The organism is Acinetobacter sp. SCLZS86, from assembly GCF_021560715.1.
GTDB lineage: Bacteria > Pseudomonadota > Gammaproteobacteria > Pseudomonadales > Moraxellaceae > Acinetobacter > Acinetobacter towneri_A.
Map to the genome: position 1 here is coordinate 2,152,309 of NZ_CP090864.1, position 15,354 is coordinate 2,167,662.

The 15,354-nt window shown below is 40.7% G+C and carries 16 protein-coding genes and 1 other RNA gene; 9 read left to right on the plus strand and 8 right to left on the minus strand.

What is annotated here, in order from left to right; all coding sequences use genetic code 11:
* Positions 1 to 47: 47 nt before the first annotated feature.
* Positions 48 to 686, minus strand: coding sequence for a UPF0149 family protein (locus tag LZP46_RS10325; RefSeq protein WP_004970514.1), 639 nt, complete (start codon positions 684 to 686; stop codon positions 48 to 50).
* A gap of 64 nt (positions 687 to 750) precedes the next feature.
* Between LZP46_RS10325 and LZP46_RS10330 the strand changes: the two genes are divergently transcribed.
* The 3 genes from LZP46_RS10330 to ssrS all read left to right on the plus strand — a co-directional run bounded on the left by LZP46_RS10330 (position 751) and on the right by ssrS (position 1,881).
* Positions 751 to 1,302 (plus strand): hypothetical protein, encoded by a 552-nt coding sequence (locus tag LZP46_RS10330; protein ID WP_019836370.1) that lies wholly within the window; start codon positions 751 to 753, stop codon positions 1,300 to 1,302.
* 1 nt (position 1,303) lies between these two features.
* The gene (locus LZP46_RS10335) at positions 1,304 to 1,588 is read left to right on the plus strand and encodes a cell division protein ZapA (protein WP_004970518.1); all 285 of its coding nucleotides are present in this window, start codon (positions 1,304 to 1,306) and stop codon (positions 1,586 to 1,588) included.
* A gap of 110 nt (positions 1,589 to 1,698) precedes the next feature.
* A non-coding RNA gene (ssrS, locus tag LZP46_RS10340) (6S RNA) lies at positions 1,699 to 1,881 on the plus strand.
* 47 nt (positions 1,882 to 1,928) lie between these two features.
* Here ssrS and LZP46_RS10345 read toward each other — a convergent pair.
* From LZP46_RS10345 to LZP46_RS10370, 6 genes are all read right to left on the minus strand, one after another.
* On the minus strand, positions 1,929 to 2,330 hold the full coding sequence (locus tag LZP46_RS10345; protein ID WP_004970519.1) for a helix-turn-helix domain-containing protein: 402 nt from the start codon (positions 2,328 to 2,330) through the stop codon (positions 1,929 to 1,931).
* Position 2,331: 1 nt separating this feature from the next.
* Entirely contained in the window at positions 2,332 to 2,622 is a 291-nt protein-coding gene (locus LZP46_RS10350) for a type II toxin-antitoxin system HigB family toxin (protein WP_019836372.1), read from the minus strand.
* A 71-nt stretch (positions 2,623 to 2,693) separates the two neighbouring features.
* Positions 2,694 to 3,188: a flavin reductase gene (locus LZP46_RS10355; protein ID WP_070152461.1), complete on the minus strand. Its 495-nt coding sequence runs from the start codon at positions 3,186 to 3,188 to the stop codon at positions 2,694 to 2,696.
* Positions 3,189 to 3,310: 122 nt separating this feature from the next.
* A complete protein-coding gene (locus LZP46_RS10360; RefSeq protein WP_070152464.1) occupies positions 3,311 to 4,339 on the minus strand; it encodes a methionine synthase in 1,029 nt (342 codons plus the stop codon).
* Between the two features lie 26 nt (positions 4,340 to 4,365).
* Positions 4,366 to 5,367: a putative oxygenase MesX gene (locus LZP46_RS10365; protein ID WP_230245163.1), complete on the minus strand. Its 1,002-nt coding sequence runs from the start codon at positions 5,365 to 5,367 to the stop codon at positions 4,366 to 4,368.
* A gap of 503 nt (positions 5,368 to 5,870) precedes the next feature.
* Positions 5,871 to 6,065, minus strand: a complete 195-nt coding sequence (locus LZP46_RS10370; protein WP_236093772.1) for a heavy-metal-associated domain-containing protein — start codon at positions 6,063 to 6,065, stop codon at positions 5,871 to 5,873.
* 149 nt (positions 6,066 to 6,214) lie between these two features.
* On the opposite strand from LZP46_RS10370, the gene LZP46_RS10375 reads away from it, so the two are divergent.
* The 6 genes from LZP46_RS10375 to LZP46_RS10400 all read left to right on the plus strand — a co-directional run bounded on the left by LZP46_RS10375 (position 6,215) and on the right by LZP46_RS10400 (position 14,638).
* Positions 6,215 to 8,680 carry a heavy metal translocating P-type ATPase gene (locus LZP46_RS10375; RefSeq protein ID WP_236093773.1) on the plus strand — a complete coding sequence of 822 codons (2,466 nt, stop codon included), beginning with the start codon at positions 6,215 to 6,217 and terminating at the stop codon, positions 8,678 to 8,680.
* Between the two features lie 64 nt (positions 8,681 to 8,744).
* Positions 8,745 to 9,137, plus strand: coding sequence for a Cu(I)-responsive transcriptional regulator (gene cueR, locus LZP46_RS10380; protein ID WP_179991269.1), 393 nt, complete (start codon positions 8,745 to 8,747; stop codon positions 9,135 to 9,137).
* Positions 9,138 to 9,994: 857 nt separating this feature from the next.
* Positions 9,995 to 10,696: a VIT1/CCC1 transporter family protein gene (locus LZP46_RS10385; protein WP_236093774.1), complete on the plus strand. Its 702-nt coding sequence runs from the start codon at positions 9,995 to 9,997 to the stop codon at positions 10,694 to 10,696.
* Positions 10,697 to 11,029: 333 nt separating this feature from the next.
* The gene (locus LZP46_RS10390) at positions 11,030 to 12,649 is read left to right on the plus strand and encodes a phosphoethanolamine transferase (RefSeq protein ID WP_236095203.1); all 1,620 of its coding nucleotides are present in this window, start codon (positions 11,030 to 11,032) and stop codon (positions 12,647 to 12,649) included.
* Position 12,650: 1 nt separating this feature from the next.
* A complete protein-coding gene (locus LZP46_RS10395; protein ID WP_236093775.1) occupies positions 12,651 to 13,328 on the plus strand; it encodes a response regulator transcription factor in 678 nt (225 codons plus the stop codon).
* Entirely contained in the window at positions 13,328 to 14,638 is a 1,311-nt protein-coding gene (locus LZP46_RS10400) for an ATP-binding protein (protein ID WP_236093776.1), read from the plus strand. Before LZP46_RS10395 ends, LZP46_RS10400 begins: the two co-directional genes overlap by 1 nt.
* Here LZP46_RS10400 and LZP46_RS10405 read toward each other — a convergent pair.
* On the minus strand, positions 14,619 to 15,332 hold the full coding sequence (locus tag LZP46_RS10405) for a phosphatase PAP2 family protein (protein WP_236093777.1): 714 nt from the start codon (positions 15,330 to 15,332) through the stop codon (positions 14,619 to 14,621). The genes LZP46_RS10400 and LZP46_RS10405 overlap by 20 nt on opposite strands.
* Positions 15,333 to 15,354: the final 22 nt, after the last annotated feature.

Genomic DNA, 15,354 nt, shown 5'->3' on the forward strand with positions numbered 1-15,354 from the left:
TGACTTAAAGCACCTTACACCGACATACTTAGGCACACAACGCCCGATTAACTCGGACGGTGTGGCGTAAACATTTCAACAACAGCACTTGCGTTTTGTGTGGTTTGTGCAGTTTGTTGACGCGACTTAGCATGTAAGTTTTGCAATAAAGAGCTTTCTTCTACTGGTACTTTTTTACGCCCAACAGATAAACTCACAGGAATCAAACGTACAAATTCATACAATTCCTGATAGCTTTCTTCGCCTTCTTCGTCATTGTCTGAATCTTCAAATTCAACCGCAGCAACATCTTGTAAATGCTCAATCAGTTCAATTTCATCTGAACGAATATGCCCAGAAGCCAAACCAAAACCAAGCACAACGCCTGCACACCAATCTGCCAAAGCTTGCACACGTTCTTGTAAAAGATGTTCATCATCTGGCAATAACGGCAGATAATCTAACTCATCTTCAGACAAAGCATGTGCGACATCTTCCGATTCATCGGTTAAAAGTGACAGTGCGGCTGGCTCTAATTCTGGCACATTGAGGGTTTCTAAAATCTGCTGCCACTCGGTTTCAGTTGGTGCATTTGTCACACAAACTATACCTGTCAGCAAGCCATGTAACTCACTTGGGCTTGAAATTTCTTCAATGTTAGAAAAATTGCGGAACCATTCCGACCAACCTGAAATATCGTCTTGCATTCGTTTATCCAATCTCTATACTTCGTATATATTACCTTTGTTTGCAATACTGTGCGACCACGATATGTTAGAAGAATTACAGCGTCTACAAGCGCATATTGGTGTTTTAAAAACACGAATTGATCATTATGAAAGTGAAAATACCGCCCTCAGCACAGCCAAGCAAACTGCTGAGGAACAGCATCATGCACAAATTGTGCAAAGAAACAGCATTATTACTGCCAAGCAAGATGAAATTGAGAATCTGACTGAGCAATTAAGCAGCACTCAGGCGCAATTTCAGCAGTTAAACCAAGATGCGACAGCACTGGCAGACCGTTACAGTCGTTTGGAAAAAAGCTGTACTGATTTGAAAAACCGCTTTCAGGAAATTTTGGCTGAGCGCAATGAATTACGCATTCTGAAAGAAAAAATGCTGAATGATCAGCGTATGAATCAGCATGAAATTCAGACACTCAAACAAGAACGTGAAAGATTGTTACAAAAAAATGAGCATGCCAAAGCCAAAGTTGAAGCTATTATTCAGCGTCTTGCAATTTTAGGTACAGCTCAAGATCATCATGCGCAAGAAATTCAACAACTTGCCCACCCTGCCGAAGTGAGCGAGGAAGGTTAATATGTCAGTTCAAATTCCAATTGATTTACGTGTTTTAGGACATAGTTTCCGTTTAGCCACAACTGAAGAAAAAAGAGAAGATTTAGAGCGTGCAGCACAATTATTGAATGAACGCTATGATGAGTTTCGTCGTAAAGCGCCCAATATGGAACCGAGCAAACTGATTATTGTGGTGGCTTTAGAGTTGATGCAAGAGGTTCTTTCTATGAATAAATCTTTGCAGCATTATGAGCATTGTGAGCGTTTACTCAGCACCATTTTGCAAGAAGTTGAAGCCCTTACTTAAGTGTCGTTTTTTTGACTTAAGTTTGCATAAAGGCTATGCAAACAAGCTCTATCTTTACAGTTAATTCGTGAACATGAGTTGCCAAGCAACTGAGATGGGTTATACTAATTCTAACTCTGAGGTGTTCGCCAGCGAGTCTATATCCCTGCCGATACTTAAATCTTAGGATTGTGTTCTGCATATTTAGAGCGTATGCCCATCTCGTATGGGAAACCCAGCAAGTATGCGTCGCGTCCGCCTTGAACTTTTTCGGGTTCAGGGTAACGACATGCAGCGGCATCTTCGGAGCTATTTATTTTTAAATATCTAAAAATAAAATGTCTAAAAAATATAAAATCGTTTAGAAAAATGTATCAGCAGAAACCTTAAACCGCTCAGACAGCGCTTTAATATGACGAATATTCAACTGGCGTTTGCCACTTAAAATCTCCGAAATCACAGATTGAGTTGCAACCTCTGCCAAGTCAGATTGACCTAATCCATGTTGCGCCATCAAAAAAGCTAAAGCAGCACGACCATCTCCATGAGGAATAGGCAGGTGTTCATTTTCATAAACAGAAACCAAGTCACCGAGTTGATGAATCAGCCCCATTAAAGGATGCGTTTCATCATCACCAACAATATCTAAAAGCTCATCTAAAGCCTCGACAAGTGCATGAAAATCTTTTTCATTTTCTGGTTTACTCAGCAAAGGAGCAACGTAGTGCCAGTGATCTACAGCCTGTTTAATCATTGCGTTCATACTAATCCTCCTTCCAATGACCTTTGTCATATTCTTTATGGGATAACACATGACGAATATACACACGCTTTGCCTGATACATCACAACAGCAATAAGTCGAATCTTATTCCCACCAATATCGAATACATGAAACTTTCCAACTTTATCAACTGCTGGAAATAACTGCTTCATTTCGGCAAAGTCTTTCGGATCATTTGCCTTAATAATTCGATACCAACCATCGAGTGCTGTTTCAGCCTGTGGCCACTTGTGCATTGCCTCTATAATTCTAGCGTGGGTGATCACATGCATAATATTTTATCGCATTTTGCTATAAATCAAGTATAAACTGATTATCGCATATTGCAATATTTTATAGCGAATTAAACAAACTCAGTTTCACCAACTTGATGATAGTGACGATTAAAATAAACCAACGCCTGATCTTGTTGATTTTTTTGAATGGCAACTATTGGGCAAATAAAAATAGTATGCGTTCCGACTTCTTGAATTTGCGAAATTTCACAATCAAAGCTCACTAATGCATTTTTTAATATAGGAGCACCCGTTTCTAAAGCACCCCATTCCGCCAGCTTAAAACGCTCATCTGAGCTTAATTTTGATGAGGCAAACGAATTGGCAAGGTGTTCTTGTTCTGCATTCAGCACATTCACACACAGCACTTTATTCTCTAAAAAACTGAGATGTGAACGCGATGATTTATTCATACACACCAATAATGTTGGCGGTGTATCTGTCACGCTACATACCGCAGATGCAGTAAAACCATGACGTCCTGCATCTCCCATTGTCGTCACTACATTGACTGCACTTGATAAGAAAGACATTGCATTTTTGAAGTCTGTTGCTTTAACCATCACCGTATTCCAACACTCAACTTTTTTAGAAAGTTCAAAGGATGCTTTTTGCCTGAAAAAGCATCCCTGATTCACTTAACTTAAATTCACTTGGCTTGAATTCACTTCGCCTGATCGAACGCTTAACTAGATAATTCTTGGCGAATAATCTTCGTACCAGCAGCCAAAGCCTGTAACTTGCCTCGTGCAACCTGACGACTCAATGGTGCCATTCCACAGTTAGTCGATGGGTACAACTTGTCAGCATCGACAAATTGCAATGCTTTGCGCAATGTATCTGCAACTTCATCGGCTGTTTCAATCGTATTCGTTGCGACATCAATCGCACCCACCATCACCTTTTTACCACGGATAAGTTCAAGCAAATCCATCGGAACACGTGAGTTGTGACATTCGAGTGAGATAATATCCAAATTTGATTGCTGTAATTTTGGGAAAACTGCTTCGTATTGACGCCATTCTGAGCCGAGTGTTTTTTTCCAATCAGTATTGGCTTTAATGCCATAACCATAGCAAATATGCACGGCCGTTTCACATTTCAAACCTTCTAAAGCACGCTCTAATGTTGCCACGCCCCAGTCATTCACTTCATCAAAAAACACGTTAAACGCAGGTTCATCAAACTGAATGATGTCTACTCCTGCAGCTTCAAGTTCACGCGCTTCCTGATTCAGGATTTTGGCAAATTCCCATGCCAACTTTTCACGGCTCTTGTAGTGTGCATCGTATAAAGTATCAATCATGGTCATAGGGCCAGGCAGCGCCCATTTAATAGGTTGATCTGTCAGTGAACGCAAGAATTTGGCATCTTCGACAAATACTGGTTTTTGCCGAGAAACTGCACCCACCACAGAAGGGACACTGGCATCATAACGATCACGAATTTTGACTGTTTCACGTTTCTCAAAATCGACACCTTCAAGGTGTTCAATAAAAGTGGTAACAAAATGCTGGCGGGTTTGTTCCCCATCACTCACAATATCAATCCCTGCTTGCTGTTGTTCATGCAGTGATAGACGTAGCGCATCTTGTTTTGCGTCCAGTAATTCTTGCCCTGTTAATTTCCAAGCCGACCAAAGCTTTTCAGGTTCTGCCAGCCACGAAGGTTTAGGTAAACTGCCAGCCGTTGATGTCGGTAATAAAATAGTCATTTTGAATCTTCTATCTGTATTTTAAGTTAAGCAACACGTTCTTGATTAGCAGCATGCGGCGGTACGAAATTAGCAGCCCATTGTTCAAGAATGTCTTGATAAGGCTTGATAAAGTTTTCTTCAGTCCATTTACCCTGCTTCACTGCCAACTGAGCACGCTCAACTCGGTCATACACAACTTGGGTCAATGAATAATCCTGATAATTCAAACTTGGCTGATAGACCTCGCCTGCAGGTGAGTTGGTGTTATAAATTTCAGGACGGTAAATTTTCTGGAAGCTTTCCATGGTGCTGATGGCACTGATCAGCTCAAAATCTGTGTAATCACGCAGTAAATCACCAGAGAAATAGAACGCAAGCGGTGCATTGCTATTTTCAGGTTTGAAATAACGCACGGTTAAACCCATTTTTTCAAAGTAGTCATCGGTACGTGAATATTCATCATTTTTATATTCTGTACCTAAAACAGGATGCACATTGGTTGTGCGGTAATAAGTTTTCGTGGTTGATACGCTCAGGCAAATCACTGGTTGTTTTTGAAACTCAGTTTGAAACACTGCTGAACTGACCAAATGCTGATAAAGCTTCCCGTGTAAATCGCCAAAACTTTCAGGCTTTTCATTCACTTTACAGCCGAATGCAGGCAATACCACACTAAAGTCATAATCGCGGACATAAGAAGAAAAACTGTTACCAATCATGCCTTCAATGCGTTCATTTGTTTGATGATCTGTGATCGTACTTTTTAGCATTTCAATGAATGGGAAAGTTTTGCCGTTTCCTTCAATATCAATTTCTGCAGAAATGATGTCAATTTCAAGCGAATAACGATCACCTTTCGGGTTATCGCAAGATGCGAGCGAGTTAAAACGATTATTGATCATCGCTAAGGTTCTGCGTAAATTTTCCTGACGGCTTTCACCACGCGCTAAATTTGCAAAGTTGGTGGTTAAACGCGTGCTGTTAGCAGGTTCATAGTTTTCGTCAAAACGAATGCGTTTAATTGAACAGGTGAATGGCTTGGTCATGATGATCTACTACCCAAATTTAAAAAGTTAAAATTTCTGAATGAGGGTATTTATACTGCAATGACAAAGTGAATAAAAATGATTTAACCTCAGTCCAAAGTGAATTTTATTCACCTTAATTTAAAGCAAGCAGTAGAACATCTAAAAATGATGGTTTTTCTGTTATCCCTTAAATTTAAAAATTAAAATAAATATTTCAATAACAACAAGTTAAAACCAAAAAATATTTTTATTCCGATAAATATTGAAGCGTAGATTTTAGATGACAGCACATCGTTCATTCAGCAGATTTCACCCCTGAATGAATGAAACTCAGCTTCAAGTTAAAAAATCTCAGCTTCTGATTGGTTTGGTTGAGCATCTTCGTGATCAAAATGTATGCAGTTGGTCATATCAAAAAACAACAAGTAAAAATTAGCAGACAAAAAAATAGGTCAATTCGTCAGTTGACCAATTGACCTTACTATAAGCTCACACTTTGGGGCATGATAGATGATGCAGTTTTATTGAACTTGTGCAGGAAAACCATCTTCAGCCAATGCAGCCGTAATTTGATCTACGGTTGCAGTGCTTTCTACAGTCACAATTTTAGTTACTAAATCGACTTCAACTTTTGCAGCAGGATCAACATCTTGAACCGTTGCAGTGACGCCACGTGCACAACCGCCACAAGTCATATTTTCAATCAATAGTTTCATTGCGAACTCCACACTTCTGCATTTGTTGATCTGTAGTTTAAAGCTTACCATGCTGGCAAGGTCAAGCTTATTCTGAGCTAAAATTTACTTGACCTTACCATCATGTCAATCTATATGCTAAGCACATCCCCCAAATTATTGAGATGACCATGGACGCAAAACACCAAAATGCCTCTCTCTATCAGGAAACCTTGTCTATAGAAGGTATGACCTGTGCCTCATGTGTCGGGCGGGTCGAAAAAGCCTTAAAAAAAATTGATGGTGTAGAAAAAGCTGAAGTTAATCTTGCAACTGAAAAAGCACTGATTCACGCATCGCAACCTTTAGACCGTGCGCTGCTCATTAAGGCGGTGCAACGTGCAGGTTTTGATGTAGCTGCCATTCAACCAATCGAACTGTCTATTGATGGCATGACCTGTGCTTCGTGTGTGGCGCGTGTCGAAAAAGCCTTAAAGAAAGTGTCTGGTGTAGACCAAGCCAATGTCAATTTGGCGACTGAACGCGCATGGATTCAGCCGAATGCCACAGTTTCTAGCCAAGACCTAATTCAAGCGATTCAAAAAGCAGGTTACGACGCCAAACTGCTGCAACACGACGCTAATGAACAAAACGATAAAAAGAATCTAGAACAGCAACAACTGAAACGTGATTTAGTGATTTCACTCATTTTAGCCTTGCCTGTATTTATTCTAGAAATGGGATCACACATGATTCCCGCATTTCACATGTGGGTAATGCACAATATTGGACAACAACAAAGCTGGTGGATTCAATTTGTTTTAACCACATTGGTACTGCTTTTACCTGGACGTCGTTTTTATCAAAAAGGGATTCCTGCGCTATTACGTTTTGCGCCTGATATGAACTCTTTGGTGGCTGTGGGAACTTTGGCTGCATACAGCTTTTCATTGGTGGCAACATTTATGCCACAGCTTTTACCCGAAGGCACAGTGCATGTTTATTATGAAGCTGCAGCAGTGATTGTCAGTTTGATTTTGCTGGGTCGTTATTTTGAAGCCAAAGCTAAAGGGCGCACTTCACAAGCCATTCAGCATTTAATTGGCATGCAAGCCAAAACTGCCCGTATTCATCGGGATGGTCAAATTATTGAAGTACCTGTGGCAGAAGTGAGCTCCAATACCATTGTTGAAATCCGTCCGGGTGAGCGCATTCCTGTAGATGGTGAGGTAGTCGAAGGTCATAGTTATATAGATGAGTCGATGATTACGGGTGAACCTGTTCCTGTAGCCAAACAAGTGGGCAATCAAGTTGTGGGCGGCACCATCAACCAAAATGGCACACTGAATATTCGTGCTACCGCCATTGGTGAGGCTTCGGTGTTGGCGCAAATTATTCGCATGGTCGAGCAGGCGCAAGGTTCTAAATTGCCCATCCAAGCCTTGGTGGATCAAGTAACCATGTGGTTTGTACCTGCCGTTATGTTATTGGCTGCACTGACTTTTATGGTCTGGTTTATTTTTGGCCCAGAACCTGCCCTGACCTTTGGTTTGGTCAATGCCGTTGCAGTTCTGATTATTGCCTGCCCATGTGCAATGGGTTTAGCCACCCCTACTTCAATTATGGTAGGAACAGGTCGTGGCGCAGAAATGGGCGTGCTGTTTCGTAAAGGCGAGGCTTTGCAGCTTTTGCAAGACGTCAAAGTGGTCGCGGTGGATAAAACAGGAACACTCACCGAAGGCAAACCGACTTTGACTGATTTTCATGTGCAATCGGGTTTTGAAGCAGATCAAGTCTTTGCACTTTTAGCATCGGTAGAAGCGAAGTCTGAGCATCCTATTGCATTGGCGATTGTGCAAGCCGCAACAGAAAAGCAAGTCAGTTTACTGCCTGTGACCGAGTTTGACAGCATCACAGGTTCAGGCATTGAAGCACTGGTGAATGGTCAGCGTATTCAGATTGGTGCAGATCGTTACATGCAGCAAATCGGGCTAGATGTTAGCGCTTTTGATGCAGAAGCTGCGCGTTTAGGACAAGAAGGCAAAACGCCAATTTATATGGCGATTGATCAACAACTGGCAGCTATTGTAGCCGTTGCAGACCCGATTAAAGATACGACTTTTGCTGCAATCGCAGCCTTACATCAACTGGGTTTAAAAGTGGCGATGATTACGGGTGATAACCGACATACGGCTCAGGCGATTGCTGCCCGCTTACAGATTGATCATGTGGTGGCCGAGGTTTTACCTGAAGGCAAGGTCGATGTTGTACGTGAATTACAACATCAATTCGGGCGTGTGACTTTTGTGGGCGATGGTATTAATGATGCCCCTGCTTTGGCACAAGCTGATGTTGGAATTGCGATTGGTACAGGTACAGATGTTGCAATTGAAGCGGCTGAAGTTGTGTTGATGTCGGGAAATTTACAAGGTGTACCCAATGCAATTGCATTGAGTAAAGCCACCATCCGCAATATTCGTCAAAATCTATTTTGGGCATTTATTTATAATATTGCCTTGATTCCAATTGCTGCAGGCGTGCTATACCCGTTTGCAGGTATTTTGCTCTCGCCTATTTTTGCTGCGGGTGCGATGGCATTATCTTCAGTATTTGTATTGGGGAATGCGCTCCGCTTAAAATATTTCCAAGCAGCATAGGTTTAAATGCAACATACAAAGGGTTTAGAAGATTGTTCTATGCCCTTTTTATGAGAGAAGTCACATGAATATTGGTCAAGCCTCTAAACTATCGGGTATTTCCAGCAAAATGATTCGTTATTATGAGCAAATTGGTTTGTTGGATAGCGCCAAACGCTCTGCTTCGGGTTATCGGATTTATTCTGAGCAAGATTTAAAAACTTTGTCTTTTATTAAACATGCGCGGGATTTGGGTTTTTCTTCTGAGCAAATGAAAGAATTGCTAGGTTTATGGAAAAATGCTGACCGACAAAGTGCAGAGGTGAAGCAGCTCACGCTTAAACATATTGAAACCTTAAAACAGAAGATTGCGCAATTACAGGAAATGGCGAATTGGCTACAAAGTTCTGCAGACCATTGCTCTGGCGATGAACAGGCAGATTGTGTGATTTTGAAAGATATTGAATTGGGCAAGTGATTTGGAATTAAGCTTCCCCCATTCAAACAAGACCTGACAGTTATCCACTTGTTAGAAACCATTGTTGTATCTGTCAGCTTAAATTTAACTTAGGAAATCTACATCCCTATCTTTTTAATACATAGCATAAAAAAACTCACACTTTGGGGAAGTGTGGGGGGAAACTTGGAATATCTGTTACTTTATGGGAGCGTATTATATATAAACACAATTTGAATTAGTGAGCATTCTATATAATTTACGAGATAAATTTAACACTTTTTAAGAATCTCTCCGATAAACTGCACAACAATCAAGTTTTAGCACTATTCATTACGCATATTTTAGCGCGGTAATTCATACCCTTTTTCATTAATTAAACGAACCGCAGCATCACAGACTTCTGCATCATAAATTGTACCGTGTCCACGTATGACTTCTGCAAGTGCGACATCTACCCCTAATGCGAGGAGAAATAAATGACTTTAAGTCAAATACGTCTGGCGATACTAAGTCACGAGATAATTTAGGCATACTTTACCCTGCACCCAACCGATGAATGGTTTTTAGACTGACTTCGCTCACTACAGGTACGACAATATTCTGAAAAGACATCACGATATTTCCTATTTACTTGCAAGCCTGATTGAATCAATCTCTTTTATCATCTTACAAGCTATTGATCATTTTTTAAGGCATTTAAAGGTTGAAATTTAAGGAAATTTTATAAAAAACTCCAAGCTCAAACTCAAAAACCACATTACGACTTCATCTATTTTGTGAAATACCTCTCATTTTTAAACGATAAATTTTTTAGAATGATTTATGCTATATCACACATCAATCAATGAAAATTGAATAACAAGAGAATTTGATCTATGCCTCATTCTTACCACCTCGAAAAACATTATATTTCACGATCTGGATGGTTACGTGCTGCAGTATTGGGTGCGAACGATGGGATCATTTCTGTGACGAGTTTGGTCGTTGGGATGGCAGCTAGTGGTGCATCTTCACAAACATTGTTGATTACCTGTATTGCGGGTTTAATTTCGGGCGCTGCTTCTATGGCAGCGGGTGAATATATTTCAGTGAAATCTCAACAAGACATTGAAAAAAATGACCTTGCGATGGAAGCACGTGAATTAAAACTCAACCCAGAGCATGAGCTAAAAGAGCTCACCAATATTTATATGATTCGTGGTTTAGATGCCGAATTGGCAGAACAAGTTGCCATACAACTGACTGCTCACAATGCTCTAGATGCCCATGCCCGTGACGAAATTGGTATTTTAGAACACACCTCAGCGCAGCCATTTATGGCAGCTTTTTCATCGGCATTGGCATTTACTATAGGTTCATTATTCCCGTTGGTGTCTATTTTACTCTTACCTGAGCATCTGTTAGATAAAGGTGTGATGTTGGTCGGTGTAATCAGCCTAGGGGTTATGGGCGCGCTTGCCAGCTATGTCGGTGGTGCTAGTATGTGGAAAGGCGCATTGCGCGTCATGATTTGGGGTATTGTCGCCATGGTATTTAGTGCGTGGATTGGTTCAATGTTCCATGTTGCAGTGGCTTAAAACCTAGAAAATTCAGTATAAAAATCTGCCCTGTCTTCGAATAAAAATATGTTCAGAGATAGGGCAAGCTTCAGAAATAACATGAATGAACAGCTTATCCATGCAAAGTTTATATCTCTAAAATTTCTATCTTCAAAGTTATTCAAATAAAATTACGACAGATTCAGCCCACAATTTTAAGTCAGTTTTAAGTTTCAAATTTTAGGCTAAAGCATCTTAAAGTCTTTTGAATCATTGACGATGTCTAAGCAGCCCCACTCACCACTTGCTCCGTCTTTCTTAGACCGACTGCGCTTTTGGCAAAAACCGATTTCTTTATTCTATTTCAATCTAATGCTTGCCCTATGGTTAAGCTTGGTATTGAACTATGGATTTTATGAGAAAATTCAACAATTCACACCTTATCAAGGAATTAAAGCCATAGGCCTATTGATCGCAACTATGATCGTGATTGTGTCAGCATATCATCTGTTGCTGCAATGGCTGAACTGGCGTTGGAATGCCAAAATATTAGCAAGTATTTTGATTGTAGTTGGTGGATTCAGCGCTTATTTTGTTAATAGTTTGGGCGTAGTGATTACCGCAGACCAAATTCAAAATATGCTGCAAACCGATGTACGCGAAGTACGTGATCTTTGGTCTGTACGTTTGGTGGTTTGGAGTGTGCTGTTTGTGCTGCTGCCATTGGTCTTGGTGTGGTCTATTAAAATTCAGCCGACTCATTTTGCTCGACAATTACTGCAAAAGACCTTGGGTAGTGTAGTTTCTATTGTGCTGATTTTGGGTTTATTGTTCTGTTTTTATGTGGATTATGCTGCAATCTTCCGTGAACATCGTGATTTAAAAGGCATGCTTTCTCCACAAAATGCGATTGCCTCTAGTCTATCGTATTATAAAAAGAAAGCACCCAAACAGAATTTGCCGCTGCTGCGCTATGGTGAAGATGCACATTTAATTCAACGTGCGCAAACAGGCACAGCACCCAAAATTATGCTGTTGGTGGTTGGTGAAACTGCACGTGCCGAAAGCTTCTCGCTGAATGGCTACGCAAAAAATACCAACCCTGAACTCTCTAAGCTGCCTGTGATTAATTTCACTCAAGTCAGCTCTTGTGGTACAGCCACGGCTGTTTCTGTGCCGTGTATGTTCTCGGGGATGCCACGCCAAAATTATGATGCACAACTGGCAAGTCACCGTGAAGGATTACTGGATATTGCTCAGCGTGCAGGTTATCAAGTCACTTGGATTGATAACAATTCAGGCTGTAAAGGTGCCTGTGATCGGGTGCAGCAATATCAAATTCCTGCAGCGCTAAAACAAAAATGGTGTGATGCCAGCGGTGAATGTTTAGACGAAATTTTAGTAGACAGTTTACAGGCTTATCTTGCTCAACTGGACCCGAAAGACACGCGCTCACATTTAATTGTATTGCACCAAATGGGCAGTCATGGACCTGCTTATTTCAAACGCTCAACCGCAGCTTATCAACCCTTCCAACCGACGTGTAACAGCAATGCGATTCAGGGGTGCAGTGCCGATGCCTTACGCAATACCTATGACAACTCGATTGTCTATACCGACCATGTTTTAAGTCAGTTGATTCAAACTTTAGCGCAACAAAAGCACTATCAAACCGGTTTTTGGTATTTGTCTGACCATGGTGAATCGACAGGTGAACATGGTTTATATTTGCACGGTGCACCATATTCTATGGCGCCTACTCAACAGACCCATGTACCTATGCTGATGTGGTTTTCAGAAACCTGGCAACAACAAAATTCTGCGCAAGTGAATTGCTTAAAAGCACAACGTCAAGCAACATTGAGTCAGGATAATCTTTTCCCAAGTTTACTGGGCTTGCTGGATGTAAACAGCAAAGTAATTGACCCGAAAAATGATATGCTGAATCAATGTCCTACTCCATATACCACTCAACCGCAGCACGAGTCGTAACATGCCTAAAATATTAATCATCGAAGATGATTTTATGATTGCCGAATCGACCCAGACCTTGCTTAAGCTACAGCAATTTGATGTTACTTGGGTGAATAACGGGATGGATGGCTTAAAGCAATTAGAGCAGCAAGATATCCAGCTGGTGTTGCTGGATTTAGGCTTACCCATGATGGACGGCATGCAGGTATTAAAAAATATTCGCCAGTTACATCCACAATTGCCCGTGCTGATTATTTCTGCGCGTGATCAATTGCAACAACGAGTTGATGGTTTGAATCAGGGCGCAGATGATTATCTAATTAAGCCCTATGAGTTTGATGAATTACTGGCGCGAATTTATGCCCTACTCAGACGCAGCAGCGCACAAAATCCTGTAAACGATACTGCACATATTTTAAGTTATGGCGATTTAGTCTTAGATACCGAACAACATTTGGCAAAATTCAAAGGTGAATATATTGAACTGTCGAATCGTGAATGGGCAATTTTAATGGCTTTGCTCAGCCACCCAAATAAAATTTTCTCTAAAAATAATTTAGAAGATAAATTATATGATTTTGACAGTGAAGTCAGTAGCAACACAATTGAAGTCTATATTCACCATTTACGCGCCAAACTAGGTAAGGACTTTATTCGTACTATTCGTGGTTTAGGTTACCGTTTAGGGCAAATTTAATGCAATCCTATTCTTTGCAAAAACGTCTGATTGTTTATGTTTCTATCTTTAGTGTCATGTTGGGCTGCGTTTTGGTATTTGCAGCCTATCGAATTGCCCTAGAAGAGATCAATGAAATTTTAGATGCTCAAATGCAAAGTTTGGCGGAACGCATTGCAGCGAACCACCCAAAACCTACGCGAAGCCAAATCAATTTAAATCAAAAATATAGTGAAGAAGACTTATTTGTCGATATTTGGGCATATGCTGATGCAACACCACAATTACACCCTCAAGATGTATTACTACAACCCGTAGAAAAACCAGGGTTTTATAGTCATCAAACTCAAGTTGAATTGTGGCGTACTTATATTTTGCCGCAGGAAAATCTGCAAATTCAAATTAGCCAGCAAAACTCTGTGCGCCAATATTTAGCTTTAGAGTTAGCAGCAAATATGTTTATTCCCTATGCACTATTTTTACCCTTTGCCCTTTTGGCTTTAAGTTGGCTAATTCGCCATAATTTCCGACCTCTAAATGACTTTAAAAGTGAACTGGCACGTCGTAAAGCGCAGGATCTCAACCCAATTCACATGCTAGATTATCCAGTTGAGCTTGCACCTACTATTCAGGAAATGAATCAATTATTTACGCGAATTTCTGTCGCACAGCAGGAACAGCGCCAGTTCGTTGCCGATGCTGCACATGAATTACGTACCCCGCTCACTGCACTCAACTTACAAGTACAAATTTTATTGCAGCAATTTCCACATAGTGATGCCCTCAATAATTTAAGCCAAGGGGTTTTGCGTTTACAGCATTTGGTCAATCAATTATTAAGCTTAGCCAAGCAAGATGCCTTAGATAGTCTGATTGAAAGCAATCAAACTCTATCTTTAAATCAAATGACCATTGCCTGTGTGGAACAGCTCATTCAATTGGCATTGCAAAAAGATATTGATTTAGGTGTCGAACAACGCCAAGAGTTGAATATTCATGGGCAAAGTTCTGCTTTGCATTCCATTATTTATAATTTAATTGATAATGCGATTAAATATACGCCCAAACAAGGCGTGATTAATGTGACTATTTTTCAGCAAGAACAACATGCAATTTTGCAAATTGAAGACAGTGGTGCAGGTATTGACCCCGCACTGTTCAATCTAATTCGACAGCGTTTTTACCGTATTCACAACCATGCAGAAATTGGCAGCGGTTTAGGTTTACCTATTGTAGATAAAGCCACCCAACGCTTAGGTGCAAGTTTAGAGTTTTCTAAAAGTGACAGTTTAGGTGGTTTGTGTGTGCAGGTTAAATTTCCGATGCGTTAAGATCGGGTTTTAAGTTAGATTTTGATTGTGGCAATTTATGCGCCAAGAACGCATAAGCGACTACGTTCAAACACCAAGTAATCCAGCCTGTCCAAAGATTATGACTAAAAAAATGTGCCCCGCGCATCATTTGCGCCCAGCCCATCCCCATGCCTAAAATGCAAGCCGCAATCAAGAAAAAATAAGCACGTTTAGGTTGAGCAACCCGATAAACAAAATATCCTACCAATAAAGCAAAACCACTTGAGGCATGCCCCCCTGGAAAACAATGCCCTGCTGTTGCACTTAAATCCCACCGAACACCATGCGATGTGGCTATACTCATATCCCACGGGCAAGCATGTGCCGACTGTGATTTAAGTATTGCAATCACACTGGTCGAAATCACCACCATCCAAAAGAAATAGCCAAACTCCCAACGACGAGCACGTAATTTTTGAAATCTGAAAGACAGCAACCAAGCCAGTAAATAACTCAGATATACCGCAATGAGGATATATTTGACATACCGATGATTTAATTCAGCCAATGCCCAGTCTTGTCGAAGTGGAAATTCTGCATGAGCATCCATAAAGGGTTGAATGAGGTGTAAATCTAGCATGCCTGCAACGCTAAAAAAATTGAGCAAGATCAGCAAACTCAGAAGGAGTAAAATTGCTTTCAGAAGTAAAAATTTTGAATGCTGATGCCGCATGAGGAATACTCAACTCACTATC

Excerpts from the sequence above, each read along its gene's own strand:
- cueR (WP_179991269.1), top strand. The coding sequence starts at position 8,745 with ATGAATATTGGTCAAGCCTCTAAACTATCGGGTATTTCCAGCAAAATG.
- LZP46_RS10360 (WP_070152464.1), bottom strand. The coding sequence starts at position 4,339 with ATGACTATTTTATTACCGACATCAACGGCTGGCAGTTTACCTAAACCT.
- LZP46_RS10350 (WP_019836372.1), bottom strand. The coding sequence starts at position 2,622 with ATGCATGTGATCACCCACGCTAGAATTATAGAGGCAATGCACAAGTGG.
- LZP46_RS10395 (WP_236093775.1), top strand. The coding sequence starts at position 12,651 with ATGCCTAAAATATTAATCATCGAAGATGATTTTATGATTGCCGAATCG.
- LZP46_RS10365 (WP_230245163.1), bottom strand. The coding sequence starts at position 5,367 with ATGACCAAGCCATTCACCTGTTCAATTAAACGCATTCGTTTTGACGAA.
- LZP46_RS10370 (WP_236093772.1), bottom strand. The coding sequence starts at position 6,065 with ATGAAACTATTGATTGAAAATATGACTTGTGGCGGTTGTGCACGTGGC.
- LZP46_RS10385 (WP_236093774.1), top strand. The coding sequence starts at position 9,995 with ATGCCTCATTCTTACCACCTCGAAAAACATTATATTTCACGATCTGGA.
- LZP46_RS10330 (WP_019836370.1), top strand. The coding sequence starts at position 751 with ATGTTAGAAGAATTACAGCGTCTACAAGCGCATATTGGTGTTTTAAAA.
- LZP46_RS10375 (WP_236093773.1), top strand. The coding sequence starts at position 6,215 with ATGGACGCAAAACACCAAAATGCCTCTCTCTATCAGGAAACCTTGTCT.
- LZP46_RS10405 (WP_236093777.1), bottom strand. The coding sequence starts at position 15,332 with ATGCGGCATCAGCATTCAAAATTTTTACTTCTGAAAGCAATTTTACTC.
- LZP46_RS10400 (WP_236093776.1), top strand. The coding sequence starts at position 13,328 with ATGCAATCCTATTCTTTGCAAAAACGTCTGATTGTTTATGTTTCTATC.
- LZP46_RS10355 (WP_070152461.1), bottom strand. The coding sequence starts at position 3,188 with ATGGTTAAAGCAACAGACTTCAAAAATGCAATGTCTTTCTTATCAAGT.
- LZP46_RS10325 (WP_004970514.1), bottom strand. The coding sequence starts at position 686 with ATGCAAGACGATATTTCAGGTTGGTCGGAATGGTTCCGCAATTTTTCT.
- LZP46_RS10335 (WP_004970518.1), top strand. The coding sequence starts at position 1,304 with ATGTCAGTTCAAATTCCAATTGATTTACGTGTTTTAGGACATAGTTTC.
- LZP46_RS10345 (WP_004970519.1), bottom strand. The coding sequence starts at position 2,330 with ATGAACGCAATGATTAAACAGGCTGTAGATCACTGGCACTACGTTGCT.
- LZP46_RS10390 (WP_236095203.1), top strand. The coding sequence starts at position 11,030 with ATGCTTGCCCTATGGTTAAGCTTGGTATTGAACTATGGATTTTATGAG.